The organism is Micromonospora sp. NPDC049903 (genome assembly GCF_044460945.1).
In the GTDB taxonomy this organism is placed as follows: domain Bacteria; phylum Actinomycetota; class Actinomycetes; order Mycobacteriales; family Micromonosporaceae; genus Micromonospora.
In genome coordinates, this window is the sequence record NZ_JBITKL010000003.1 from 273,502 (window position 1) to 298,174 (window position 24,673).

Sequence of the window (24,673 nt, forward strand, 5' to 3'; positions counted from 1 at the left end):
CAGGTCCCGGCTCAGCGGGACGCGTCGACAGGCTCAGCGGGACGGTGCCGCCACGATCTGCCGGAGGGCTGCCCGGACGCCGTCGGCCCGGATCAGCCGCAGCGCCTCGACGTAGGCCTCGACGAACCGGGGGGAGTCCGCGAGGGCGCCGAAGAGCGAGCGGTCCGCGATGAACGCGGTCGGAGTGTCCCCGTTGCGCCGCGCTGCCGCCATCAGGCTCTCCCGACGCGGATCCACCACGTCGATGGGCCGGCCCTGCTCGTCGGTGCCCTCGGCGTATCGTGCCCAGGCCGCCACGACGGCGGCGCAGATGCCCACCGGCCCGCCGTCGGCGAGCTGTGCGGTCACCACCGGCAGCAGGAACTTCGGGATCCGGTCCGAGGTGTCGGCGCAGATCCGGGTCAGCGGGTCCTGGATCTCCGGGTTGCCGAAGCGCGCGACGACGGTGCGGCCGTACGCCCGGAAGTCGACCCCGGCGATGGGCTTGAGCGTCGGTACGGCCTCCTCGTCGATGTAGCGCAGCAGCAGCGCCTGGACGTCCGGGTCGGTGATGGCCTCGTGCACGTACCGGTGCCCCAGCAGGAAACCGAAGTAGCAGAGCGCCTGGTGGGTACCGTTCGCCAGCCGCAGCTTCATCAGCTCGTACGGCTCGACGTCCCCGACGATGTCCACACCGACGTCCTCCAGCGGCGGGCGGCCGGCGACGAACGTGTCCTCCAGCACCCACTGGTGGAACGGCTCGGCGGTGACCGGCCACCGGTCCCGGTAGCCGAAGGTTCGCTCCAGGTAGGCCCGGTCGGCGTCCACCGTCGCCGGTGTCACCCGGTCGACCATGGAGTTCGGGAAGGACACCTGCTGCTCCATCCACCGCGCCAGCTCGGGGTCCTTCATCGCGGCGAAGCCCAGGAACGCGGCGCGCGACACCTTGCCGTTCTCCTGGATGTTGTCGCAGGACATGACGGTCAGCCCACCGAGGCCACGATCACGTCGCAGGCGCATCGCCTGGAGCACCAACCCGAACGGCGTCGCGTTCGGCACGGCGGCGTCCAGGTCCGCCCGGATCGGGGCGGAGTCCCCGGTGAACTCGCCGGTCACCTGGTCGATCCCGTACCCGCCCTCGGTGATGGTCAGTGACACCACGCGGGTGGCCGCGTCGGCGATGCGTTCCACGACGCCGGTCGGGTCCTGCGGGGCGTACCCGGTGCTGAGCAGCGAGCCGATCACCCGGTTGCGCCGGCTGCCGTCCGGCTCCTTCACCGTCAGCGTGTAGAGGTGGTCCTGCGCGGCGAGCCGGTTGCGGGTGCCCTCGTCGGCGGGCCGTACGCCCACGCCGTGCACCGCCCAGTCCATGCCCTGCCCCCGGCGCATGAGTTCGTCGAGGTACATCGCCTGGTGCGAGCGGTGGAAGTGCCCGACACCGAAGTGCACGATCCCGCCGCGCAGTGCCGTCCGGTCGTACCGGGGTGCCTCGACCTCGCTGGGCAGCGAAGTCAGGCTCGCGTTGCTCAGTTCCTTCATCGCTCTTTCCGTTCTGTGGGCCGCAGCGCGGCCAGGTTGCCGCCGGAGATCCGGCAGATGTCGGCCGCGAGGTCCATCGCCTCACGAGCCACGTCGCGCCACCGTGTCGCGTCCAGGTCGACGCCGTCCTCGGCGAACCCGCACACCAGGCGGGCGAGGGTCGCGTCTCCCGCGCCCATGGTGTCGACGACCGGTCCGGGTCGGGCCGGTACGGGTGCGGTCGCCACGACCCCGTCAGCCGTGTGCACCGACATGCCGTCGGCGGCCCTGGTCAGCACGACCACCCGTACCCCCGAACGCAGCAGCTCGGCTACGAACTGCCCGGGGTCCTCGACGCGCAGGTCGGCGATGTCCTGCAGGCTCAGCTTCACCACGTCGGCGACGGCGGCGAGCCGCCGGAGTCCCGACCGGTAGGCCGAGACGTCCCGCACCAGCGTGGGCCGCACGTTGGGGTCGACCACGAAGGTCCGCCCGGTTCGGCGGACGACGTCGACGAGCGCCTCCACCTGGTCGAGGTCGTCCATCGGGTACGAGTTGACCACCAGGACTGCGCCGTCGCCCATGGTCGCCACGTCCGCCGCCGGGTACGCGTACCGCCGATTGTGGATCGCCTCGGAGAACTCGTAGACCGGCTCTCCCTCCACCCGCCGGGACGTCGCCGTCCCGGTCGGCAGCGCGCAGGCCAGCGGCACCAGGCCGACATCCTCGGCGATGATCGCGGCCCGCAGCCACTCGCCGAGGCCGTCGGCGGAGACCGGTGACACCAGTGTCGCCGGTGTCCCGAGCCGCCGGACGCCGACGGCGAGGTTGAGCCCGGCGCCACCGGGAACGCGGGTACGGGTCCCGTCCTCGTTCTCGATGATGTCGACCAGGAGGTCGCCCACCACGACCACGCCGGACGGTGCTGTCCCGGCTCCGGTCGACGTGGTCACTGGAGATTGGTGTGGTTGTGGCTCATCGTGCCGGCCGGGTCCGGCAGCCCCCGCATCAGCTCCAGCACGACGGAGTCGAGCAGGATCAGCGCCGACTGCTCGAAGAGCGTCCCGCCGAACTGCCGACTGGCGTCCGCCGGCAGGACGACGGAACCGTGCGCGAGGTCCCGCAGCGGGCTCTTCCGCTGGTGGGTCACCAGCAGCACCTTCGCGCCCTCCGACCGGGCGATCCGCGCGAAGCCGACGCTGACCGGGGTCCGCCCGCTGCCCGACACGATCACCAGGGTGTCGCCCGACCGCACCGACGGCGCGGTGGCCTCGCCGACGAAGTGTGCCGTCAGGCCGAGGTGCATGAACCGCATCGCGGCCATCTGCGCGGCGAGCCCGGAGCGGCCCTGACCGGAGAGGAACAGGCGGCCGCCGGCCACGTCGTCGAAGCAGGAGACGAACCGGTCGTACTCGTCCACGGGCAGCGCGGCGAGGACGGACCTCAGCTCGGTTCCGCTCAGGTGCCAGGAGTCGACAGGTCGACCTGTGCTCTGACCCATGCCGCTTCTCCTTCCGGGTCGGTGGCCTCGGTGACTCCCGAGCCGATCACGACGATGTCGGGGGCGACCTCCAGGGCGCGGGCCAGGTTGGCGCGCCCGATGCCGCCGGCCAGGGAGACGCGGAATCCGCGCGCCCGGCGCTGGGCCACCCGGTCGATGTGGTCCTCGGTGCCGAGGCCGGCCCGCCGGGCGTCGGACGGGGCGTGCAGGGCCAGCCAGACGTCCTGCGGTGCACGGCCGTCCAGCAGCGGTTCCACGTCCAGCTCACCGTCGAGGATGGTGTCGAGCACCACCTCCCGCCCGTACCGCCGGGCGACCTCGTCGGTGTCGCGTCGGGTGGCGGGGGAGGCGTGCGCGAGCACGGTCATCATCGCGGCCCCGGCGGCGAAGACCATCTCGGCCTCCAGGCTCCCGCCGTCGACCGTCTTGGTGTCGGCGAGCACCGGCGTGTCCGCGCCGAGTTCCCGGGCGGTGCTGATGGCGGCGAGCCCGAAGCGTTTGAGTACGGGCGTGCCGACCTCGATGATGTCGAAGTACCGGCCGACTCGCGGGATGAGCGCGAAGTGCTCCGGCGCGTCGATGGCGAGTTGCAGTCGGATCGCCACGGCCTAGCCCTTCGGCTCGGGAGCGTGCAGGCCGGTGATCACCTTCAGCAGCGAGTCCGGGGTGAACGACGACGTCGGCTCGTCGGCCACCACCCGGCCGAGGCGCAGCACGACGATGCGGTCGGTCACCTGGAGCACGTGCGGCAGCGTGTGCGAGATGAAGATGACGCCCAGACCGCGTTCCCGCGCTCCCTCGATCACCTTCAGCACCTCGCCCGACTGCCGGGCGCCGAGGTGGTTGGTGGGCTCGTCCAGAATGATCACCTTGCGGGCCCAGGCGACGGCGCGGCCGATGGCCACGGCCTGCCGCTGCCCACCGGAGAGCTGGTTGACGTTGCGCCGTACGCCGGTGGTCAGGCCGATCCCGGCCCGCTCCAACTCCTCGTGCGCGACGCGGGCCATGGCCTTGTTGTCGAGGAATCCGAGCTTGCCGAGCAGCCCCGGCCGTCGGCGTTCCCGGCCGAGGAAGACGTTGCCGCTGATGGTGAGGTCGGGGCAGAGGCCGGAGTCCTGGTAGAGCGTCTCGATTCCCGCCTGGAGCGCGTCGTGCGGCGACTTCCACTCCTGCGCCACGCCGTCGAGGTAGACGCTGCCGGTGTCCGGCCGGTGCGCGCCGGAGAGCACCTTCACCAGGGTCGACTTGCCGGCCCCGTTGTCGCCGACCAACCCGATGATCTCACCGGCCCGCAGGGACAGGTTGACGTCGGTCAGCGCCCGGACGCTGCCGTAGGACTTGGTGACCTCGCGGGCCTCGTAGATGGGTGCGTCAGCCACGGCCGGCTCCCCTCCTGGTACGGACGTTGATCTGTTGGACGCCGACCGCCACGGCGATCAGGACGCCGATGACAACCTGCTGCCAGTTCGGTGCGACGCCGATCAGGATCAGGCCGCTCAGCACCGCCGTCGTGATGAGCGCGCCGAGCACGGTGCCGGACATCCGCCCGATGCCGCCGGCGAGGCTGGTGCCGCCGATGACCGCTGCGGCGATCGCGGCCAGCTCCTGGCCCTGGCCGGAGGTGGGCGAGCCCGAACCGAGCCGGAAGTAGACGAACAGCCCGGCCAGCCCGGCCATGAATCCGGCCAGCATGTACACCTTCAGCAGGTGCCGTTCGACGTTGATCCCGGCGCCCCGGGCGGCGAAGCCGTTCGACCCCACCGCGTACGTCCAGCGGCCGAACCGGGTGAAGCTGAGTGTCAGCCAGGCGACCGCCAGCACGGCGAGCACGATGATCAGCGGGATGGTCAGCAGGTTCAGGTACTGCGTGTTGCCGAGCCGGATCACCTCGGCGGGGCCGCCGGCGATCTGGACGCCGCCGGTCAGCACCAGGGTCAGACCGGCGGCGGCACCCATGGTGGCCAGCGTGGCGATGAACGGTGCGAGCTTGGCCCGGGTGATGAGCAGCCCGTTGACCAGGCCGACCGCGAGACCGGTGGCGAGGGCCACCACCACGCCGACGGCGATCGTCGTGGCGGTGGCCGTACCACCCTCGTTCAGGGACCTCATCGTCATCGCGCAGGCCACCCCGCTGAGCCCGAGCGTGGACCCGACCGACAGGTCGATGCCGCCGGTGATGATGACGTACGTCTGCCCGATCGCCAGCAGGATGACCGGAGCCCAGTCCTGAAGGATGTTGGCGAAGGCGAACCGGCTGAAGAACAGCGGGTTCATCGCCGTGAAGAAGAGCACCATGACGACCAGGACGCCGAGCAGGATCACGTCCTGCCGCATCAGTGTCGCCAGCAGGCGGCTGGCGCGCGTCTCGCTCGCCGCCTGTGTGGTGTCGGCCGTCATGGTGCTCCTCCTCCTGAGATCCGCATTCCCCTGATCGCCGCCGACTACTGGGTCGGGTACTGGTACTGCTCGGTCTCGGCCAGGTTCTCGTTGGTCATCACCACGTTGGTCATCACGACGTCCTTCTCGATGCCGTCGACGTTCTGGTCGCGGATCGTGTCCACCAGGTTCTGCAGGGCGAGCGCGGCCTGGTCGCCGGGCTTCTGGGCGACGAGGGCGCTGTAGATGCCCGCCTTGAGGTCGGCCACCTGGTTCTCGTAGGCGTCGTAGCCGATGAGCTTGACCTGCTCGGCCTTGCCCGCGTTGCGCAGCGCGGCCACGGTGCCGGAGCCGGAGGTGCCGTCCACGGCGAAGATGCCCTTGAGATCGGGGTGCTTCAGCAGGATCGTGTTGACCGCGGAGGTCGCCCTGGCCGGCTGGCTGTTGGCGTACTCCTTGCCGACGAGGGTGATGCCCGGGTACTTCTTCAGCTCCTCGGTGAAGCCCTCTTCGCGGAGCTGGTTGGTGGTCGCCGTCGGCGAGCCGGACATCAGGAAGACCTCACCGGACTCCCCGATCTGCTCGGCCAGGGTCTGGGCCGCCTGCCGGCCGCCCTCGCGGTTGTCACCGGTGATCGCCGAGGTCAGGTAGCTCTGGTCGGTGACGGTGGTGTCGACGGTGACGACCGGGATGTTCGCCGACTGCGCCTTGGTGACGCTGGGCTGCAACGCGTCCGGGTCGGTGGGGACGAGGACGAGCCCGTCCACCTGCTGCGTGAGCATCGAGTCGACGAACGGGATCTGCGACTGCGGCGAGTACTCGTCCGGCGCGCCCTGCCACAGCAGCCTGATGCCCAGCTCCTGCGCCTTCGCCTCGGCACCGACCTGCATGGCCTTGAAGAACGGGTCGGAGGCGATGCCCGGGACGAACCCGATGGTCAGCTGCTCCTCGCCGCCGCCGTCCGCGGCGGAGTCGTTGCCACAGGCGGCCACCGAGAAGGCGAGCGTGCCGGCCATGGCTACACCGATAACTGTCCGGAATGTCCTCTTCATGCCACCAGATCCTTGTCGACTAGTCAGACCACATCAGGGGAGTTCCGCCTACCGTCGTCGTGCCGGGCCGTGTTGCGTCGTCGGGCATCCCCACCAGCACTTCATCAGATGCGCAACCGCTTGCGTACCGTGAAGATGGCGGAACTTTACCCCCGCGCAACCGCTTGCGCAAGGGCTTGCTTTTGGTTAGATTGAGCTCCTTCTCGCCGTGGTCCCGGCAGCCGCAGGACTGGGTGCGAGCCGGGGGAAAGGGTGCAAAACGAGTGGCGACGATGGCCGAGGTAGCGCGGATCGCCGGAGTGTCGACGACGACCGTGTCCCATGTGCTCAACAAGACGCGCAAGGTCGCCCCGGAGACCGAGGAACTCGTGCGCAAGGCGCTGGAGTCAACCGGTTACCGGCACAATCTCGCCGCCCGGGCCCTCGCCACCCAGTCCACGGACACCATCGGGCTGGCGATGTCCGTGGTCACCAACCCGTACTTCGCCGCGCTCATCCGGGACATCGAGCGGCACCTGCGCCGGGCCGGGTACACCCTCATCCTGGCCGACACCAACGACGACCCCGAGGTCGAGTTGGACGTGATCAACCACCTGCTGGCGCGGCGGGTGAGCGGCCTCATCGTGAACCCGCTCGAAGGCAACGGCGAACTCACCCAGTGCCTGCAGAAGCTGCTCGACGAGCAGTTGCCGACGATCTTCCTCGACCGGCGGTCGACGCTGCCGGGCGACCAGGTCTACTCCGAGTGCCTCGATTCGATCCACCACCTCACGGCCCACCTGGCGGCGCAGGGGCACCACCGGATCGGCTACGTCCGGGGCGCCGTGCGGGAGATGTCGGCCCAGGACCGGCTCGCCGGCTACCAGCGGGCCGTCGCGGAACTGGGGCTGGCCGACGACCCGGCCCTGGTCATCGCCGGTGAGTCCGACGAACGCACCACGGAGCAGCGTCTCGTCGAGCACCTCGCCTCGGACGAACCGGCCACCGCCCTGGTCGTCTCGAACAACCAGATGACCCTCGGCGCGCTCCGCGCCATCCGGCGTGCCGGGCTGAAGGTGCCGCACGACATCGCCCTGGTCTGCTACGACGACTTCGAATGGGCCGACCTGTTCGACCCGCAGATCTCGGCGATGGCGCAGGACGCCGCCCGACTCGCCTCGACCGCCGTCGAACTCCTGCTCGCCCGGATCCGGCGACCGGACCGCGCCCCGCAGTCCGTGGTGGTGCCGGCCACCTTCCGGCACCGGGACTCGTGCGGCTGCGGACGCGGCACCCACCAGGCACCGGGGAGCGTGGACAGTGTCCTGGCCGCCGGCTGACACGCTGACGCTCGGCGGACTCGCCGACCGCGCCCGGACGATGTCGGCGGGCGCCGCCCGTACGCTCATCGGGATCGTCGGGCCGCCCGGCGCGGGCAAGAGCACCGTCGCGGAGGCCCTCGTCCGGCAGCTCGGTCCGGACGCCGTCCTGGTGCCGATGGACGGCTTCCACCTGAGCAACGAGGTCCTCGGCGCACTCGGCCGCGCCGACCGCAAGGGCGCTGCGGACACCTTCGACGCGGACGGCTACCTCGCCCTGCTCCGCCGGCTACGCGACCAGACCGACGAGGTCGTCTACGCCCCGGCGTTCCGCCGCGACATCGAGGAGCCGATCGGCTCCAGCATCGCGGTGCCCCGCACCACCCCGATCGTCGTCACCGAGGGCAACTACCTCCTGCTCGACTCGCATCCGTGGAAGTTCGTCCGCGACCTGCTCGACACCACCTGGTATCTGGAGGTGGCCGAAGAGGTCCGTCTCGAACGACTCGTCGCCCGTCACGTCGCCTTCGGCAAGACGCCCGACGCGGCCCGCGCCTGGGCGCAGGGCAGCGACCAGGCGAACGCGGCCGTGATCGCCGAATCCAGCCGCTCCGCCGACCTGCTGGTCCACCTCGCGCCGAGCGACTGAGGATCCTCGCCCGCCGACCTGCTCCCGCCCGGCGGTGCCGTCTCGTCCGCCTGCCGTAAGGTTGGGTGATGAGCAGCCGACCCGCCGCCGGGGGAGGCCGATGGGTCGAGATCGACCCGGGCCGGACCGAACGCTGGGTGGCCGGCTTCGCCGACCGGCACGGCCAACCCGCCACCACCGCGCAGGAGTACGGGCTGCTGCTCTGCGCCCCGGACGGCGCCACCGCCGAACTGCACACCCCGCCGGGCTCGCCGGTCGCCACGGACCTGGATGCCTTCGTGGCGGAGGCCGTCGCACCGCGCCGGATCGGGTTGTTGCTGGCGCGCAAGGGCGCGGTGGCGGTCGGGGTCGCCGAGGGGGAGCGGCTGCCGGTGCACAAGGTCGACACGCGGTACGTCCAGGGGCGTACCGCCGCCGGTGGCTGGTCGCAGCAGCGATTCGCCCGACGGCGCGACAACCAGGCCAAGGCCGCGCTCGCCGACGCCGTCGACCTGGCGGTCCGGCTGCTGCTGCCCCAGGCCGAACGACTGGACGCGGTGGTCGCCGGCGGTGACCGCCGGGCCGTGGACACCGTGCTGGCCGACCGCCGGCTCGCCCCACTGGCCGCGCTGCGCGCCGACCGGCTGCTCGACGTACCCGAGCCTCGGCACGCGGTGCTGCTGGCCGCGATCGGAGCCGCCCGCGCGGTGCACATCCTGATCCGCGAGGCGGACCGCGACCCGGCCACCTGAGCTTCGCCAGGTCGGACACGGACGAGCCCCGGTCGATGCCCTTCCCCGAAGGCGTCGACCGGGGCCTGTCCGCACCGCGTCAGATCGCGCCGCTGAAGGTGTCGCAGGAGGCCGGGGTGCCGGTCTCGTAGCCGCGGCTGAACCAGCGCTTGCGGTCGGCCGAGGAGCCGTGCGTGAACTCCTCCGGGTTCACCGGCCGGTCGGCGCGCCGGGAGATGGCGTCGTCTCCGATGGCTTCGGCGGTGTCGATGGCCTCGGCGATGTCCTGCTCGGTGATGCTGGTGAAGATCTTCTGGCCGCGATCGTCGGCGGTGCCGGTGGCGTTCTTGGCCCAGGCGCCGGCGAAGCAGTCGGCCTGCAACTCCAGGCGGACCGACAGGTCGTTGGCGTTGCCCGGGTCCCGCTGCTGCTGGCGGCGGACCTGCTCGTTGGTGCCGAGCAGGTTCTGGACGTGGTGGCCGTACTCGTGGGCCAGCACGTACGGCTGGGCGAACTCACCGGTGGCCCCGAGCTGCGTGGCGAGCACCTCGTAGAAGGAGAGGTCGATGTAGACCAGCGAGTCGGCCGGGCAGTAGAACGGGCCGACACCCGAGTCGGCCTGACCGCAGGCGGTGCTGACGGCCTGGTCGAAGAAGACGGTACGGGTCGGCCGGTACTGCTCGCCGAACGCCTCCGGCAGCGCGGTCCGCCAGTACGCCTGGATCGAGTTGACGTAGAGGCTGTTGCGGCAGTCGAGCTGCTCCAGGGCGTCCGGGGCCTCGCAGCGCTGCTCCAACGCGGTGTTGTCGCCCTGCTCGCCACCGGTCATGGCGTTCAGCCCGAAGCCGCCACCCACCAGCGCCACCAGCACGGCGATGACGATCCCGACGATGCCGCCGCGACCACCGCCGATCGGGATGGGGATGCCCAGCCCACCGCCCCCTCCACCACCACCTCGCCGGTCCTCCACCTGGCTGGTGTCGATGCGCGCGTTCTCGTTCAGCTCCATGATGACCCCGATCAGTCAGTGGCTCGCGGGCCGGAACCGGTCCGGACGGCGAATCGGTACCCGACGATCTTGGTCGGTAATCCGCGTTCGCCGTTCACCGGGGCCCGGTACAATCGACCCGTGCTGCTCTGCGAAGGCTGAACGCCCCGCGCCGACGGGTCACCATGATCCGCCGGCGCTTTCGTGTGCCCTGAGTCAGCCCTGCGGATCCCCGAGAGCGAGTACCCCGACATGATCAATGCCAGCGGCCTGGAACTGCGCGCCGGCGCCCGGATCCTGCTGTCCGACACCACGCTGCGGGTGCAGCCGGGGGACCGGATCGGCCTGGTCGGCCGCAACGGTGCCGGCAAGACCACCACCCTGAAGGTGCTCGCCGGTGAGGGACAGCCGTACGCCGGACAGATCGACCGGCGCAGCGCCGTCGGCTACCTGCCACAGGACCCGCGTACCGGCGACCTGGAGGTCACCGGCCGCGACCGGGTGCTCTCCGCCCGGGGCCTGGACAAGCTGATGGCCGGGATGAAGGACCTGGAGGAGAAGCTCGCCGACGGCGGTGACGAGAAGCTGGTCCGCCGGTACGGCGCGCTGGAGGACCAGTTCGCCGCGCTCGGCGGGTACGCGGCCGAGGCCGAGGCGGCCCGGATCTGCGCGAACCTGGGGCTGCCCGACCGGGCGCTCGCCCAGACCATCGGCACCCTCTCCGGAGGTCAACGTCGGCGCATCGAGCTGGCCCGGATCCTGTTCCGCGACGCGGCCGACAACGGCGGCGGGATCCTGCTGCTCGACGAGCCCACCAACCACCTCGACGCCGACTCGATCACCTGGCTGCGCGGCTTCCTCGCCAACCACAAGGGCGGGCTGGTGGTGATCTCGCACGACGGCTCGCTGCTGGAGTCGGTGGTCAACAAGGTCTGGTTCCTCGACGCCACCCGTTCCGTGGTCGACGTCTACAACCTGGGCTGGAAGGCGTACCTGGAGGCGCGGGAGACCGACGAGCGGCGGCGGCGCCGGGAGCGGGCCAACGCCGAGAAGAAGGCCGGCGCCCTGATGGCCCAGGCGGACAAGATGCGGGCGAAGGCCACCAAGACGGTGGCCGCGCAGAACATGGCCCGCCGCGCCGAGCGCCTGATGTCCGGGCTGGAGGAGGTCCGCGTCGGCGACAAGGTGGCCAAGGTGCGTTTCCCCGCTCCGGCACCGTGCGGCAAGACCCCGCTGACCGCGTCCGGCCTGTCCAAGTCGTACGGGTCGTTGGAGATCTTCACCGACGTGGACGTGGCGGTGGACCGGGGTTCCCGGGTGGCCATCCTCGGGCTCAACGGTGCCGGCAAGACCACGCTGCTGCGGATGCTCGGCGGGCTGCTGGAGCCGGACACCGGCGAGGTGCGGCCCGGGCACGGGCTGCGGCTGGGCTACTACGCGCAGGAGCACGAGACGCTGGACGTCGAGCGGACCGTGCTGGAGAACATGCGGGCCGCTTCGACCGAGCAGACCGACACCGAGCTGCGCAAGATCCTCGGTGCGTTCCTCTTCTCCGGCGAGGACGTGGACAAGCCCGCCGGAGTGCTCTCCGGTGGCGAGAAGACCCGGCTGGCGCTGTCGACCCTGGTCTGCTCCGGGGCGAACGTGCTGCTGCTGGACGAGCCGACCAACAACCTCGACCCGATCAGCCGGGAGCAGGTGCTCGACGCGATCGCCAACTACCCGGGCGCGATCGTCCTGGTCACTCACGACCCGGGCGCGGTGCTGGCGCTCAAGCCGGACCGGGCCATCCTGCTGCCCGACGGCGACGAGGACGCCTGGAGCGACGACCTTCTCGAACTGGTCGAGCTGGCCTGACCCGGTGTAAGGAAGGGCCCCCTACTAACGCCTGGTGTATAGGAAGGGCCCCCTCCTCACACACGCGCCGGGGTCAGCGGGCGAGGTCGAGCAGGTGCCCGACGACGCCGGAGGTGGCCAGGATGACCACGCCGACGGCGATGAAGATCGTCGGCACCAGCCAGTGGCCGGCGCGTTCGACGAGCCGGGTCACCCTCGGGTGGCCGCCGAGCCAGGCGCCGGCCACGCACCACACGGCGACCAGGCCCGCGAAGACCAGCCCGAAGACGGCGGCGTCGGCGAGACCGAGGGTGCGCAGCACCGGCACGTAGACGGCCACGTTGTCGGCGCCGTTGGCGATGGTCACGGCGGCCACGCCGACCACACCGGCGACCACCGGAGGCGGCTCGTCGTCGTCGCGTCGCAGCAGCGCGCGGACGCCGAGGGCGATCGGCAGCAGCCCGAGCAGGCCGGTCCACTCGTCGGGTACCACCAGGAGCCCGGCCGCGACCACGGCACTGGCCAGCACCAGGGCGCCGATGCCCAGGTACTGGCCGGTGACGATCTGCCCGACGCGGGGACGGCCGGTGGTGCGGGCGGCGACGAAGAACACCGTCAGGATGACGATGTCGTCGATGTTGGTCGCGGCGAAGACCACCGCGGCGACGGTTGCGGTGCCGAGCAGGTCGAGCATGGCCGGCAGCGTACGGGCCAGCAGGCCGATCGGAGCGCGACGGAGGGCGAGGCGGCTCGGTCCGGTCGGGGAGCCCGCGCCTCGGGGCGTCGGATGGTGACCACGGTCTATACCTGTGGTGAGGGGATGGTGGCGGACCGTGGTGTCGGCGGTACCGTGCGTGCGGGCGGTGGCCGACCGCCGAAAGCCAGCTCCGGGCCGTTGGCGCGCCTGGCGCCGCGACCGCGTGCCGACGGTCGTCACCTATCGGGAAGCTGACATTGCATAGCGTGTCGGTTGGCGAATAGTTGATATCTGGCGCATGATCGTTCGAGGCGGTCTAATAGGTGGGACCGTATCCGAACCGCACAGTCTGGGACGTGAGGACACAGCATGGCAGCCACTGGCACAGCCACCAGCACTGAGAAGGGTCGCCGGATCGTCGGAGCCGAGCGTCAGACGCTCGCCAAGGACCTCGTCAAGCGGTACACCGGAGGAGAGAGCATCCGTGCTCTCGCGGCCTCGACCGGCCGATCCTACGGGTTCATTCACCGCGTGCTCACCGAGTCCGGGGTGCAGCTGCGGCAGCGCGGCGGCGCCCGGCGCCGCAAGAAGGCGTGACCCGCCCGTCAGCGTCGTACACCACCACCGTGACCCGGGCCGCCCGGTGACCACCGAGGCGACCGGGGTCCGGCTGGAATGTGACGGGCCGATCGCCACGGTCACCCTGTGTCGGCCCGACGTGCTCAACGCGCAGACCCCGTCGATGTGGCGCGCGATGAGTGACTTCTCCCGGGACCTGCCCGGTGACGTACGTGTCGTGGTCGTCCGGGGCGAGGGACGGGCGTTCTCCGCCGGCCTCGACCTGGCGGTCGTGGGCGCCACCGGGCCGGGCTCGTTCGCCGAGCTGGCCGCACTGCCGGAAGCGGAGTGCGCCGACCAGATCGCCGCCCTACAGAGCGGCTTCACCTGGCTGCATCGTCCGGACGTCATCTCCGTCGCGGCCGTGCAGGGGCATGCCATCGGCGCCGGCTTCCAGCTCGCCCTCGCCTGCGACCTGCGGGTACTGGCGCAGGACGCGAAGCTGTCCATGGCCGAGGTCACGCTGGGCCTGGTCCCGGACCTGGCCGGCACGAAGCGCCTGGTGGAGTTGGTCGGCTACGCCCGTGCGCTGGAGATCTGCACCACCGGTCGGCGGATGGACGCCGCCGAGGCGGACCGTCTCGGCCTGGCCACCCTGGTGGTGCCGAACGCGGAGCTGGACGACGCGGTACGCGATCTCACCGCCGGGCTGCTCGCGCACCAGCGTGACGCCGTGGTGGAGATCAAGGCACTGCTCGCCGGTGCGTCCGGACGGACGCACGCCGAGCAGCAGCGGGCCGAGCGGGAGGCACAGACCCGGCGGATCCGCGATCTTGCCGGGTACACAGAATAGTAAGGACCGTTCGGGAAGACCCAGGTTACTCACGAGGTTGTCGTAGCTGTCGGGACAATTGACCCGACGGCGTACTGAGGCCCTTCCCGGAGGTGTGTGTGTCCAACCCGATGGCCGCCGGCGGCATGGGCGGTTGGAGCATGCTGCGGTCGATGCGCAACGGTGACGAGATCTCCAGTCACCGGTTGCAGCGCGGCGTCGCCCGGCGGATCGTGGCGTTCGCCCGGCCGTACCGCCGCGACATCGTCGTGTTCCTGCTGACCGTGATCGTCGCGGCGGTGATCGGGGTGGCCACCCCGTTGCTCGCCGGTCAGGTCATCGACGCGATCACCCGGGGCGGCGACGAGGCCGGCGCGCTGGTCATCCGGCTCGCGTTCTTCATCGCCGGCCTGGCCGTCGCCGACGCGATGCTCTCCCTCGCGCAGCGCTGGTATTCGGCGCGCATCGGCGAGGGCATCATCCTCGACCTGCGGACCCGGGTCTACGACCACGTGCAGCGGATGCCGTTGCAGTTCTTCACCCGCACCCAGACCGGTGCGCTGGTCAGCCGGCTCAACAACGACGTGATGGGGGCCCAGCGGGCCTTCACCTCGACGCTCTCCGGCGTGGTCAGCAACGTGATCCAACTGCTGCTCACCGCCGCCGTGATGCTCACCCTCTCCTGGCAGATCACCGCGTTGTCGCTGGTGCTGCTGCCGGTGTTCATCATCCCGGCCCGGCGGGTCGGCCGGCGGCTGGCCGAGATCACCCGCGAGTCGTACAACCTCGACGCCAAGATGAACGCGACCATGACCGAGCGGTTCGGGGTCGCGGGCGCGCTGCTGGTGAAGCTCTTCGGTCGCCCCGACGCCGAGGCCGGGCGGTTCGCCGCCCGCGCCGAGCGGGTCCGCGACATCGGCATCACCTCCGCGATGTACTCGCGGACGTTCTTCGTGGCGATGCTGCTGGTCGCCTCGCTGGCCCAGGCGCTCACCTACGGGCTCGGCGGGTGGCTGGCGGTTACCGGCGAGGTCAGCGCCGGTACGGTCGTGACGCTCGCGTTGCTGCTCACCCGGCTCTACGGTCCGCTCACCGCGCTGAGCAACGTCCGGGTCGACGTGATGAGCGCGCTGGTCTCGTTCGACCGGGTCTTCGAGGTGCTCGACCTGGACCCGGCGATCAAGGAGCGGTCCGACGCCGTCCCGGTGCCCCGGGACGCCGGCCGGGTCGAGTTCCGTGACGTGCGCTTCCGCTACCCGAGCGCCGCCGAGATCTCCCTCGCGTCGCTCGAGGAGGTCGCCACGCTGGACCGTACGGTCAACGAGCCGGTGCTCAAGGGCGTCTCCTTCCGGGTCGAGCCCGGGCAGATGGTCGCCCTGGTCGGGCCCTCCGGCGCGGGCAAGTCCACGCTGTCCATGCTGATCTCCCGCATCTACGACGTCACCGACGGCCAGGTGCTGGTGGGCGGCGTCGACGTGCGGGACGCCACCCTCGAATCGCTGCGGGACGAGATCGGCGTGGTAACCCAGGATTCGCACCTGTTCCACGAGACGATCGCCGAGAACCTGCGGTACGCCAAGCCGGACGCCACCGACGACGAGCTGTGGGCGGCGCTGGCCGGTGCACAGGTCGCCGACCTGGTCCGGGCGCTGCCCGACGGGCTGGACACCACCGTCGGCGAGCGCGGTTACCGCTTCTCCGGCGGCGAGAAGCAGCGCATCGCGATCGCCCGGCTGCTGCTCAAGGCACCGTCGATCGTGATCCTCGACGAGGCGACCGCGCACCTCGACTCGGAGAGCGAGGCGGCCGTGCAGCGGGCACTGTCGGTGGCGCTGACCGGGCGTACCGCGCTGGTGATCGCGCACCGGCTCTCCACGGTCCGCGACGCCGACCAGATCCTCGTCCTCGACGAGGGCCGCATCGTCGAGCGCGGTCGGCACGACGAGCTGGTCGCCGTGGGTGGCCTCTACGCCGAGCTGTACCGCACCCAGTTCGCGGTGGCCGACTCCCCGACCCCGCACACCGACCAGGCCATGGTGGAGCCGGTGATCATTCCGTCGCGGGAGTACCTCGCCGACGAGGCGATGCCGCCGGCCGCTGCCAACTGACGGCGGTTCACTCGCGGGACGTCGCCTCGCGCAGTTCGGCGAAGGCGGCACCGAGCGTCTGCGGGGTGTAGTGCGCGTTCAGGCCGCTGGGGTTCGGCAGCACCCAGAGGTGGGCGCCGGCCAGCGACTCGGGCTGCCGGCCGAAGGTGGCCTTCGGCCGCGCGAACCCGATCCGGTACGCGGTCACCCCGACCACCGCCACCCAGCGCGGCCGGTACGCGGCGACCTTGCCGGTCAGCTCCCGTGCCCCGTCGACGAGTTCGGCGGCGGACAGTTCGTCGGCGCGGGCGCTGGCCCGGGCCACCACGTTGGTGATGCCCAGCCCGAGCCCGGGCAACTCGTCCTGCTCGCTGGGGTGCATCAGGCGCGGGGTGAACCCGCCCCGGTGCAGCGCCGGCCAGAACCGGTTGCCGGGGCGGGCGAAGTGCCATCCGGTCGCGGCCGACCACAGCCCGGGGTTGATCCCGACGAACAGCACGTCCAACCCGGGCGCGATGACGTCCGGCAGCAGCCGGTCCACGGCCGACGCCAACTCCTCCCGGGTCGGCCGGTACCCCCGATCCACGCCGTCGGTCCGCGCGGCGGGTCCGGGACCCGGCACCGCCGCGCCACGGGCACTTCGCACCGGGCCGCCCTCTGTATGACCGGTCACCGGCCGCGCAGCGCCGCCTTCCGGTCGCCCGGTCGCCGGACGGGCGGGACTGCCTTCCGGTCGCCTGGTCGCCGGACGGTCAGCGCCGCCCTTCGGTTGCCTGGTCACAGGCCGCGCAGCGCGCCGCCGTCGACGGGGATGGTGACCCCGGTCAGGTAGCTCGCGGCCGGGGAGAGCACGAACGCGGCCACCCTCCCGAACTCGTCGGGGTCGCCGATGCGGCGCAGGGGGATGCCGGCCTCGGCTTCGGCGCGAGCCTGTTCGGGGTCGCCGCTGGCGGCGAAGAGTTCCCGATTCCGGTCGGTCATGATCCGCCCCGGCAGCAACCCGACCACCCGTACGCCACGGGGGCCGTACTCGTCGGCGACGTCCTTGGCGACCCCGGCCAGACCGGGGCGCAGGCCGTTGGAGATGCCCAGCCCGGTGACCGGGCCCCGCGCCGAGGTGGACAGCACGAGCGCGATGGCGCCTCCGTCGGGCAGTGCCCCGGCCACCGTCCGTACCGTCCGTACGCTGCCCAGGAAGATGGTCTCGAAGGCGCGTCGCCACTGCTCGTCGTCGACTGAGGCGGCGCTGCCGGGGGTCGGTCCACCCACTGAGACCAGGGCGCCGTCGAGTCGGCCGAAGTGCTGGTGCGCGGCCTGCACCAGCCGTTCGGGCGTGTCCGGGTCGGTGAGGTCGGCGGTGATGCCGACGGCGTGTTCCGGCCCGCCGAGTTCGGCGGTGGCGGCGGCCACCGCGTCGGCGTGCCGGGCCGAGAGCACCACCCGGGCGCCGTCGGCGACCAGGCTCCGCGCCGTGGCGTGACCGAGGCCGCGCGAGGCGCCGGTGAGCACGTACACCCGGTCGGTGAGTCCTAGATCCATGACACCGATCCTGCCGCAGCCGGTGCGCGTCCGGCACCTCCGGGTCCGTCCGCCGCGTCGACCCCTGATGTTAGGAGGGGACCCCTGCTATACCGCAGGCGTTAGAAAGGGTCCCTTCCTTACCTCCGGAGGAGGCGTACGCGGCCGGCTAGTTGGACCGCGACGGCGCCGTCGACGCGCGCGAGTGCGGGGGAGCGGCGGGGGCGTGGCGCCCGAGCGCCGTCGTAGCGCAGGGTGGCTTCGCGGACGGCGAGTTCCTCGGCGCCCAGCGGCGGCAGTTCGGCGCGGTCGCGCAGCGCGCGGGCCAGGTCCCAGCCGTCGCGCAGGCCACCGCCGGTGGGCCGGTCGGCGGCCCAGGTGAGGAAGGTCGACGGCCAGCGCTGGCCGAGGGCGGCGGTGAGCAGCGGCCAGTGGCGGGCGACCTCGCCGGCCCGCTTGCGCAGCAGCGCCGCGCGGGCGGCGGCCAGCGGTGCGGGCGCGAACCCCGGGGGCGGTGGGCCGCCGGCCACCAGCGCGGCCACCAGTCGCGCCTGCCGCTCGGCCAGCGTGTCGCCCGGCGCGGGCGACTCGTCGGGGTCGACGCTCACGTCACCACCGGCAAGCCGCTGGCGGTGGCGATGGCGTCCAACTCGGCGCGCAGGTCGGCGGCGGGCGGGTAGTGCCCGTCGCGTTCCAGCATGACCGCCGGTGGCCGGTGTCGCGCGCACACCTCGGCGAGCAGGTCGAGGACGTCCTGGCCGACCGGGTCGGTGTGGGTGTCGTGATAGAAGCCGCCGTGGTCGGCGCCGCCGGCGACGTGCACGTACGCGACGCGGTCCAACGGCAGCCGATCCAGCAGGGCCAGCGGGTCGGTGCCCCGGTTACGGGCGTTGGCGTGCACGTTGGCGATGTCGAGCAGCAGCAGCGCGTCGGTGCGGTCCAGGATCTCGGTGAGGAAGGTGGCCTCGTCGAGTTCGTCGTCCGGCCAGTCGAACAGCGCGGCGATCGGCTCCAGCGCGATCGGCACCGGCAGGTCGGCCCGGGCCCGGGCGACGTTGGCGCAGACCACGTCGACCGCCTCGCGGGTGCGGGGCAGCGGCAGCAGATGCCCGGCCTCCAGGCCACCGGCCCGGACGAAGGCGATGTGTTCGCTGACCAGGGGTGCCGCCACCAGTTCGGCGACCGCCGCCAGGTGACCGACCCGGGCCGGATCGACCGGTTCGGTGCCGCCGAGGGAGAGCCGTACCCCGTGCGGCACCACGGTCACGCCGCGTCGACGCAGCTCGACCAGCCCGTCGGGTGGGTCGGCGGGGGACACGCCCTCGGCGACCACCTCGACGAAGCGCAGGCCGGGCAGGTCGGCGACGAATCCGGCGATCTCCGGTCGCCAGCCGATGCCCACCCCGTGCGGGCCGGTCATCCGCCGCATCCTCCACCGCCGCCGCACCCGCCGCCGCCTCCACCACCGCAGCCACCGCCGCTGTCGCTCGCGCCTGCGGTGCTGCCACCGCCGCAGGCGGCGGTGCCGCCGGTGCCGGTGGCCGCCTGGCGCTGGAGCTCGGCCTGCTGAGCGAAGGTGGGGTCCATGGCCCAGATCGTGGCGCTGCCGTAGAGGGCCACCGCCATCGCGGTGCCGGCGGCGCCGTAGGTGGCGTACGACGGGTTGCTACGCGGTGCCAGGTGGTGGTTGCGCATGCGGAGCAGCCGCAGCGCCGCGTCGGCGGCCTTGGTCCGTCGGGGCACCAGGGCGAACAACAGGGTGGCCACCACGCTGAGTGCGAGGACGACGGCCACGAGATACCAGACCGGTCGCCCGTTGGCCGCGCCGGCGAAGATGCGCGCCATGCCGACCGCGGACAGCACGGCCATCAGCAGCGGGCCGATCCGCAGGGCCGCCCGCTGCTCCGGGGTGACCAGCAGTCCGTGCCGGTCCAGGCCGTCCCGCAGTTCGGTGAGGGCCCGGCTCACCCACTCGGTCGTGATGACCTGGCGGGCGGGGCAGCGCTGGCTGGCGGCGTGGTGGACGGCGCGGTCGAGCGGGGTCGCGCCGGGTGGCAGGGGAGCGTCGGCGGTCAGCCGGTGGTGCTTGTCGACCCCGATCACGCCCTGTCCCCGCAGCGCGCCGATGGCGGTCCAGACCGCCAGGTTCTCGCCGCCGTTGAGGAAGGCGAGCTGCTGCGGGCCGAGTTGGTCGGCGGGGGGCGCGGAGCGGCCGGACAGCACCGCCCGGCGCTGGATCAGGGTGCCGACGACGAGGACGAGCGCCGCCGCCAGATAGAGAAACAGGAAGGTGCGGCTGGGAATGCCCCAGGTGTGGAAGTCCGCCGCGGGATCCGTCATGACCTGCTCCTGTCGCGCGAAGGGAACGCAGACACATTGTGGAGCGCGGACGCCACCGTGCCGAGGCCGGGACAGCCGGGTTATCGGGCCGTTACCGACTGTTCAGCGGCGACGGACGGCCTCCTCGACCAGATCGAGGACGGGGCCGAGGTCCCCGGCGGGTCGTCCCATGGCCAGGTGCAGGACCAGGCCGTCGTAGGCGAGTTCGAGGAAGCGGGCCAGCACGTCGATGGGTACGTCCTCGCGCAGCACTCCGGCCTCGCGTTGCCGGGACAGGCGGTCCCGGGTGGCCTCGGCGATGGCCGCCGAGCGCTCGGCCCACCGCTTGGCGAAGGCCGGGTCGGTCCGCAGCCGTCGGGAGACCTCCAGTTGGCTGCCGAGCCATCCGGTGGTGTCCGGGGAGACCGCGCGGGCGAGCAGGTCCCGCATGACCTGGACCAGACCGTTGCGGGCGACGGTCTCCACCATCGTCGCCGCGTCGTCCTCGGCGACGGCCAGGAAGAGCGAGTCCTTGTCCCGGAAGTGGTGGAAGATGGCCCCTCGGGACAGCCCGGTCGCCTCTTCGAGCCGGCGCACGGTGGCGCCCTCGTAGCCGTGCCGAGCGAAGCAGGCGCGCGCGGCGGTGAGGATCTCGTGTCGACGGGCGTCGAGCTGGTCCTGACTTACTCTGGGCACGTCACGATCGTGTCAGCTCACCCGGGGTAACGCAAACCGTACGTACGGCTTGGAAATCGGGTTCTGGTCGGGGTCAGTGCCGGTACGACATCACCGCGTAACCTCCGGCCCTGTCGGGCGGGTACCGGATTCCCGTAAGGTGCCCGAGTGCCACTGCTCCTGCTGGATCTGGACAACACCCTGCTCGACCGGGCCGGGCCGTTCCGCACCTGGGCAGAGCGCTTCCTCGACGGCATCGGTGCGCCCGCGCACGACATCGAATGGCTGTTGTCGATAGACGCCGACGGGCTGACCGACCGATGGGACGTCGCGGACGCCATCCGGGACCGCTACCGCCTGCGGATCCCCTCCATCGATCTGGTCGAGGAGCTGCACGAGGGCATCGTCGAGTTCACCCGGCTCGATCCGCTGGTCGCCTGCGCGCTGCGGATCGCCGACGACGCCGGCTGGATGCCGGTGGTGGTCACCAACGGCACGGTCCGCCTACAGGACACCAAGATCCGGCGTACCGGCCTGGACCGGTACGTGGCCGACTGGGTGATCTCCGAGGAGGCCGGGGTCAGCAAGCCCAACCCCCGGATCTTCGCGCTGGCCGCACAACGGGCCCGGATGCCGTTGCGCGGCGCCTGGGTGATCGGCGACGGCCCGGAGGCCGACATCGGTGGCGCGACCGCGGTCGGGCTGCCCAGCGTCTGGCTGCACCGGGGTCGGCCCTGGACGGACGCCCGGTTCGCCCCGACGGTCACCGTCGACACGGTGATCGCCGCCATCGCCGCGATCATGGGCGCCACGGGTGGCGCGGCGGGGCGTACCCGCGCCTGAGGTCGAAAACGGGTTGCCCCGGCGGGGCGACGCGACGAGCATGGTCCGCGCATCGTGCTGCCGGGCGTGCGCCCGGTCGAGGAGAGGAGGTCGGTCATGGCCGTTCTCGCAGGTCAATTCCTGCCTCCATCCACCTCGAACAAGGGACGACCAGCGCAGTGCGCGATCACGACTCCTCGGTGCCGGAGCGCCGAGCCCGCGGCAAGCGCCGCTTCGACGACGACGAACCACACTTCCTGAAGCGCGGGCGGCCGTCCGGCCCCGCCCCGACCGACCCGGACGACGAGCCCGACCCGGAGACCGGTGAGGTCTGGTCCTCCTGGGACGACGCGGTGCACGGCCCGCAACCCCATCCGGCGTGGCTGGTCACCGAACTGGCCGCCAAGGACACCGAACTCGGGGTGCTCAAGACCGGCAAGGAGGCCGACGTCCACCTCGTCCGCCGGGCCGTACCGGAGACCGATCGGGCCTGCCTGCTGGCGGCGAAGCGCTACCGCGATCCCCGACACCGGCTCTTCCACCGCGACGCCGGATATCTCGAAGGACGGCGGGTCCGCCGGTCCCGGGAGATGCGCGCGATGACCGGGCGGACCGCGTTCGGCCGGCAGATGGTCGCCGGGCAGTGGGCGGCGGCCGAGTTCGCCGCGCTGGCCCGGCTCTGGGAGATCGGCGAACGGTTCGGCACGGTCGCCGTGCCGTACCCGGTGCAGTTGCGCGGCACCGAGCTGATGCTGGAGTTCCTCGGCGACCCGGACCAGGGGCGGGCCGCGCCCCGGCTGGCCGAGCTGCGTCCCGAGGCGGGCGAGCTGCGCAGGCTGTGGGAGCAGCTCGTCGACGCGCTGGTGGTGCTGGCCCGCGCCGGGTACGCGCACGGTGACCTGTCGCCGTACAACCTGCTGGTGCACGAGGGGCGGCTGGTCCTGATCGACCTGCCGCAGGTGGTCGACGTGGTGGCGAACCCACAGGGGCGGGAATTCCTGGCCCGGGACGTGCGGGTCGTCGCCACCTGGTTCACCGCCCGGGGCCTGCCTCAGGAGCCGGACGCTCTGACCGATCTGCTGGCCCGCGAGGCCGGTCTGCGCTGACGGTCCGGCCTCGGCCGTCGGTCGGGCCGGACGACGGGCTCCGGGTGGCGGTTCCGCCGCTGCCCGGAGCCCGGCGGGTGCCTACTGGAGGTACCGCTCGACCTCGGGCACCGGGCGTGCGCCCTGGGCGTCGGGATCGCCGTGTGCCTGCCGCGCGGCGCGTCGACGGCGGAGCAGGTCCCAGCACTGGTCGAGGGACTCCTCCAGCTCACGCAGCCGGGCACGGGCCTCGTCGTCGGTGCCCGCCTCGTGGGCCTGCGCCTCGGCGCGCAGCCGGTGCTCCTCGTCGACCAGATCGGAGATCCGGCTCAGGATGGTCGTGTCGTCCATGCCCCTGAGCCTGGCACAGCAGGCCCGGCCGCGCCCGGGTTCTTCGCGGCGGGACCGCGCCGAGGGGCCTGCCCGCCCGGTCGGCCGATCGCTGCCACGGGTTCCGTACCTCTGATGTGAGCAGGGATGACGAAGATCACCTGAGAGGGGCGGCGGGGTTCGGGAGTGCCTCGCCTCGGCGTGGGTCGGCACTCGGGGCGAGGCCGCGTGGACCGGTGTTGATCAGGCGCGATGAGCGGTGGAAGGGAGTACGGGAGGAGTGCGGTGTCCCTCGTGCACCTGACCGGTACGCCATGCCTCCGTTGTGGACGGCGGGAATGTCGACCATGAAGATTTCTCGGTGCGTGACTAGTGAGGAGTGCTACGGCAATGTCATGCTCATCGCAATCGTGGCATTTCGAAGAGTAACGCCCCTCACCCCCGGGGCCCGCCCAACTGGGAGCCGACGACGTGAACTGCGCCCGAACCCGGAGACCGGCATCGATCCCGCTGCGGTACACGTTACCGAACCTGTTGCGTGATCCGGCCCGCGCCCTCGTCGAGTTCGGCGAACGCTCCGCAGGTGAGGTCGTCCGGCTCAACCTCGGCTCGCTGCGCCCGTACCTGGTCACCCACCCCGAGCACCTGCAACAGGTCCTACGCGAACGCTCCGGCAACTACGTGCGCGCCGGCGACGGTCTGCAGTGGCGCCCGCTGAAGCGGCTGTTCGGCGAGGGCATCCTCAGCGACGGCGAACACTGGGCCGACAGCCGGCAGATCCTCCAGCCGCTGTTCACCGCCCGCCGCATCGACGCGATGGTCGACCGCCTCGCCCTCGCCATCGAGGAGGCCGTTGACGAGCTGGCCGAGCCGGCGCGTACCGGTCGACCGGTCAACATGGGCACGGTGCAGGCCCGCATCGTCTGCTCGGCGATCATGCGGGTCTTCTTCGCGGACAGGATCTCGGTGCCCGACGCGATGCGGATCATGCAGGCGCAGGACGACATCGCCCGCTCGGTGATGCCCCGCATCCTGATGCCGTGGGCGCCGCTGGCCGCGCCCATGCCCGGTGACCGGACGTTCCGCCGGGCCGTACAGCTCATCGACGACCTGCTGCTGCCGACCGTGCGGGCCGCCCGCCACGAGACCGCCGAGGACGCCGACGACATCATCAGCACGTTGTGGCGGGGCCGCACCGAGGGCGGTGGCCGACTCGACGAGCAGCAGGTCCGCAACGACACGGTGGCGATGGTGGCCACCACCACCGAGACCACGATCAGCGTCCTCACCTGGCTGTGGCCGCACATCGAGCGCAACCCCGAGATCGCCGCCCGGCTCTACGCCGAGATCGACGAGGTGGTCGGCGGCCAGCCGGTACGCCAGGAACACCTGCGCGACCTGCGCTACACCCGGCAGGTGCTCGACGAGCTGCTCCGGCTCTATCCGATCGGCTGGCTCTTCCCCCGCAACGCGGTCGAGGAGGACGTCATCGGTGGGGTCCGGATCCCGGCCGGCTCCACTGTGGTGGTCAGCCCGCTGATCACCCACCGCATGTCGATGTTCTGGGAGCGACCCGACGTCTTCGACCCGGACCGGTTCCGGCCCGAACAGGCCCGACAGCGGCACCGGTACACGCACTTCCCGTTCGGCGGCGGCCCGCACCAGTGCCTGGGCATGCACCTGTTCTATCTGGAGGCGACGCTGATCGTGGCCGGCCTGCTGAGCCGGTTCCGGTTCCGGCTGTGCCGTCCGGCCGTACCCGGCATCAAGGTGGCCGCCGCGTTGCGTCCCCTGGAACCGGTCGAGGTGGTCCTGCGGCCCGCGCAGGGTGTCGCGGCGTGAG

At 71.8% G+C, this 24,673-nt stretch carries 26 protein-coding genes; 10 read left to right on the forward strand and 16 right to left on the reverse strand.

The window, feature by feature from the left end; translation table 11 throughout:
* Positions 1-33: 33 nt before the first annotated feature.
* Genes ACIBO1_RS08990 through ACIBO1_RS09020 form a run of 7 tightly spaced genes read right to left on the reverse strand, consistent with a single transcriptional unit; the run spans position 34 to position 6,390 of the window.
* A complete protein-coding gene (locus tag ACIBO1_RS08990; protein ID WP_396742954.1) occupies positions 34-1,518 on the reverse strand; it encodes a mannitol dehydrogenase family protein in 1,485 nt (494 codons plus the stop codon).
* Positions 1,515-2,450 carry a PfkB family carbohydrate kinase gene (locus tag ACIBO1_RS08995; protein ID WP_396742957.1) on the reverse strand — a complete coding sequence of 312 codons (936 nt, stop codon included), beginning with the start codon at positions 2,448-2,450 and terminating at the stop codon, positions 1,515-1,517. The genes ACIBO1_RS08990 and ACIBO1_RS08995 overlap by 4 nt, the downstream gene beginning before the upstream one ends.
* Positions 2,447-2,998 (reverse strand): SIS domain-containing protein, encoded by a 552-nt coding sequence (locus tag ACIBO1_RS09000; RefSeq protein ID WP_396742960.1) that lies wholly within the window; start codon positions 2,996-2,998, stop codon positions 2,447-2,449. The genes ACIBO1_RS08995 and ACIBO1_RS09000 overlap by 4 nt, the downstream gene beginning before the upstream one ends.
* Complete coding sequence (locus ACIBO1_RS09005; RefSeq protein ID WP_396742963.1) at positions 2,956-3,603, reverse strand: orotidine 5'-phosphate decarboxylase / HUMPS family protein; 648 nt, start codon at positions 3,601-3,603, stop codon at positions 2,956-2,958. The genes ACIBO1_RS09000 and ACIBO1_RS09005 overlap by 43 nt, the downstream gene beginning before the upstream one ends.
* 3 nt (positions 3,604-3,606) lie before the next feature.
* On the reverse strand, positions 3,607-4,377 hold the full coding sequence (locus tag ACIBO1_RS09010) for an ATP-binding cassette domain-containing protein (protein ID WP_396742967.1): 771 nt from the start codon (positions 4,375-4,377) through the stop codon (positions 3,607-3,609).
* Positions 4,370-5,395: an ABC transporter permease gene (locus ACIBO1_RS09015; RefSeq protein WP_396742970.1), complete on the reverse strand. Its 1,026-nt coding sequence runs from the start codon at positions 5,393-5,395 to the stop codon at positions 4,370-4,372. The genes ACIBO1_RS09010 and ACIBO1_RS09015 overlap by 8 nt, the downstream gene beginning before the upstream one ends.
* A 44-nt stretch (positions 5,396-5,439) precedes the next feature.
* Positions 5,440-6,390 (reverse strand): ABC transporter substrate-binding protein, encoded by a 951-nt coding sequence (locus ACIBO1_RS09020; protein ID WP_396742973.1) that lies wholly within the window; start codon positions 6,388-6,390, stop codon positions 5,440-5,442.
* Between the two features lie 308 nt (positions 6,391-6,698).
* Between ACIBO1_RS09020 and ACIBO1_RS09025 the strand changes: the two genes are divergently transcribed.
* The 3 genes from ACIBO1_RS09025 (at position 6,699) to ACIBO1_RS09035 (ending at position 9,104) form a co-directional block, all read left to right on the forward strand.
* Entirely contained in the window at positions 6,699-7,745 is a 1,047-nt protein-coding gene (locus tag ACIBO1_RS09025; RefSeq protein WP_396742976.1) for a LacI family DNA-binding transcriptional regulator, read from the forward strand.
* Positions 7,726-8,373, forward strand: a complete 648-nt coding sequence (locus ACIBO1_RS09030; RefSeq protein ID WP_396742979.1) for a nucleoside/nucleotide kinase family protein — start codon at positions 7,726-7,728, stop codon at positions 8,371-8,373. The genes ACIBO1_RS09025 and ACIBO1_RS09030 overlap by 20 nt, the downstream gene beginning before the upstream one ends.
* Positions 8,374-8,441: 68 nt before the next feature.
* Positions 8,442-9,104: an acVLRF1 family peptidyl-tRNA hydrolase gene (locus ACIBO1_RS09035; RefSeq protein ID WP_396742982.1), complete on the forward strand. Its 663-nt coding sequence runs from the start codon at positions 8,442-8,444 to the stop codon at positions 9,102-9,104.
* Between the two features lie 79 nt (positions 9,105-9,183).
* Here ACIBO1_RS09035 and ACIBO1_RS09040 read toward each other — a convergent pair whose 3' ends face one another.
* Positions 9,184-10,092 (reverse strand): neutral zinc metallopeptidase, encoded by a 909-nt coding sequence (locus ACIBO1_RS09040; protein ID WP_396742985.1) that lies wholly within the window; start codon positions 10,090-10,092, stop codon positions 9,184-9,186.
* 231 nt (positions 10,093-10,323) lie between these two features.
* On the opposite strand from ACIBO1_RS09040, the gene ACIBO1_RS09045 reads away from it, so the two are divergent.
* Positions 10,324-11,928 carry an ABC-F family ATP-binding cassette domain-containing protein gene (locus ACIBO1_RS09045; protein WP_396743306.1) on the forward strand — a complete coding sequence of 535 codons (1,605 nt, stop codon included), beginning with the start codon at positions 10,324-10,326 and terminating at the stop codon, positions 11,926-11,928.
* A 73-nt stretch (positions 11,929-12,001) separates the two neighbouring features.
* Here the strand turns inward: ACIBO1_RS09045 and ACIBO1_RS09050 are convergent, their stop codons facing one another.
* Positions 12,002-12,601 carry a cadmium resistance transporter gene (locus ACIBO1_RS09050; RefSeq protein WP_396742988.1) on the reverse strand — a complete coding sequence of 200 codons (600 nt, stop codon included), beginning with the start codon at positions 12,599-12,601 and terminating at the stop codon, positions 12,002-12,004.
* Between the two features lie 372 nt (positions 12,602-12,973).
* Here ACIBO1_RS09050 and ACIBO1_RS09055 point away from each other — a divergent pair, with 372 nt between their 5' ends.
* From ACIBO1_RS09055 to ACIBO1_RS09065, 3 genes are all read left to right on the forward strand, one after another.
* On the forward strand, positions 12,974-13,201 hold the full coding sequence (locus tag ACIBO1_RS09055) for a helix-turn-helix domain-containing protein (RefSeq protein WP_007072022.1): 228 nt from the start codon (positions 12,974-12,976) through the stop codon (positions 13,199-13,201).
* 46 nt (positions 13,202-13,247) lie between these two features.
* On the forward strand, positions 13,248-14,015 hold the full coding sequence (locus ACIBO1_RS09060) for an enoyl-CoA hydratase/isomerase family protein (RefSeq protein ID WP_396742991.1): 768 nt from the start codon (positions 13,248-13,250) through the stop codon (positions 14,013-14,015).
* Between the two features lie 110 nt (positions 14,016-14,125).
* Positions 14,126-16,102 carry an ABC transporter ATP-binding protein gene (locus ACIBO1_RS09065; protein WP_396743309.1) on the forward strand — a complete coding sequence of 659 codons (1,977 nt, stop codon included), beginning with the start codon at positions 14,126-14,128 and terminating at the stop codon, positions 16,100-16,102.
* Positions 16,103-16,109: 7 nt separating this feature from the next.
* Here the strand turns inward: ACIBO1_RS09065 and mug are convergent, their stop codons facing one another.
* From mug to ACIBO1_RS09095, 6 genes are all read right to left on the reverse strand, one after another.
* Positions 16,110-16,703: a G/U mismatch-specific DNA glycosylase gene (gene mug / locus ACIBO1_RS09070; protein WP_396743312.1), complete on the reverse strand. Its 594-nt coding sequence runs from the start codon at positions 16,701-16,703 to the stop codon at positions 16,110-16,112.
* Positions 16,704-16,858: 155 nt separating this feature from the next.
* Positions 16,859-17,620: an SDR family oxidoreductase gene (locus ACIBO1_RS09075; protein ID WP_396742994.1), complete on the reverse strand. Its 762-nt coding sequence runs from the start codon at positions 17,618-17,620 to the stop codon at positions 16,859-16,861.
* A gap of 119 nt (positions 17,621-17,739) precedes the next feature.
* The gene (locus ACIBO1_RS09080) at positions 17,740-18,207 is read right to left on the reverse strand and encodes a hypothetical protein (RefSeq protein ID WP_396742997.1); all 468 of its coding nucleotides are present in this window, start codon (positions 18,205-18,207) and stop codon (positions 17,740-17,742) included.
* Complete coding sequence (locus ACIBO1_RS09085) at positions 18,204-19,019, reverse strand: DUF692 domain-containing protein (RefSeq protein ID WP_396743000.1); 816 nt, start codon at positions 19,017-19,019, stop codon at positions 18,204-18,206. The genes ACIBO1_RS09080 and ACIBO1_RS09085 overlap by 4 nt, the downstream gene beginning before the upstream one ends.
* Complete coding sequence (locus ACIBO1_RS09090) at positions 19,016-19,939, reverse strand: TIGR04222 domain-containing membrane protein (protein WP_396743003.1); 924 nt, start codon at positions 19,937-19,939, stop codon at positions 19,016-19,018. The genes ACIBO1_RS09085 and ACIBO1_RS09090 overlap by 4 nt, the downstream gene beginning before the upstream one ends.
* Before the next feature lie 102 nt (positions 19,940-20,041).
* Positions 20,042-20,614 (reverse strand): helix-turn-helix domain-containing protein, encoded by a 573-nt coding sequence (locus ACIBO1_RS09095; RefSeq protein WP_350696601.1) that lies wholly within the window; start codon positions 20,612-20,614, stop codon positions 20,042-20,044.
* A 147-nt stretch (positions 20,615-20,761) separates the two neighbouring features.
* Here ACIBO1_RS09095 and ACIBO1_RS09100 point away from each other — a divergent pair, with 147 nt between their 5' ends.
* Both ACIBO1_RS09100 and ACIBO1_RS09105 read left to right on the forward strand, forming a co-directional pair.
* Positions 20,762-21,436 carry an HAD family hydrolase gene (locus ACIBO1_RS09100; RefSeq protein ID WP_350696602.1) on the forward strand — a complete coding sequence of 225 codons (675 nt, stop codon included), beginning with the start codon at positions 20,762-20,764 and terminating at the stop codon, positions 21,434-21,436.
* A gap of 158 nt (positions 21,437-21,594) precedes the next feature.
* Entirely contained in the window at positions 21,595-22,521 is a 927-nt protein-coding gene (locus ACIBO1_RS09105) for an RIO1 family regulatory kinase/ATPase (protein ID WP_396743007.1), read from the forward strand.
* Positions 22,522-22,602: 81 nt separating this feature from the next.
* Here ACIBO1_RS09105 and ACIBO1_RS09110 read toward each other — a convergent pair whose 3' ends face one another.
* Complete coding sequence (locus ACIBO1_RS09110) at positions 22,603-22,851, reverse strand: DUF2630 family protein (RefSeq protein ID WP_350696606.1); 249 nt, start codon at positions 22,849-22,851, stop codon at positions 22,603-22,605.
* Between the two features lie 483 nt (positions 22,852-23,334).
* Between ACIBO1_RS09110 and ACIBO1_RS09115 the strand changes: the two genes are divergently transcribed.
* Positions 23,335-24,672 carry a cytochrome P450 gene (locus tag ACIBO1_RS09115; protein WP_396743315.1) on the forward strand — a complete coding sequence of 446 codons (1,338 nt, stop codon included), beginning with the start codon at positions 23,335-23,337 and terminating at the stop codon, positions 24,670-24,672.
* The last annotated feature ends 1 nt before the right edge of the window (position 24,673 follow it).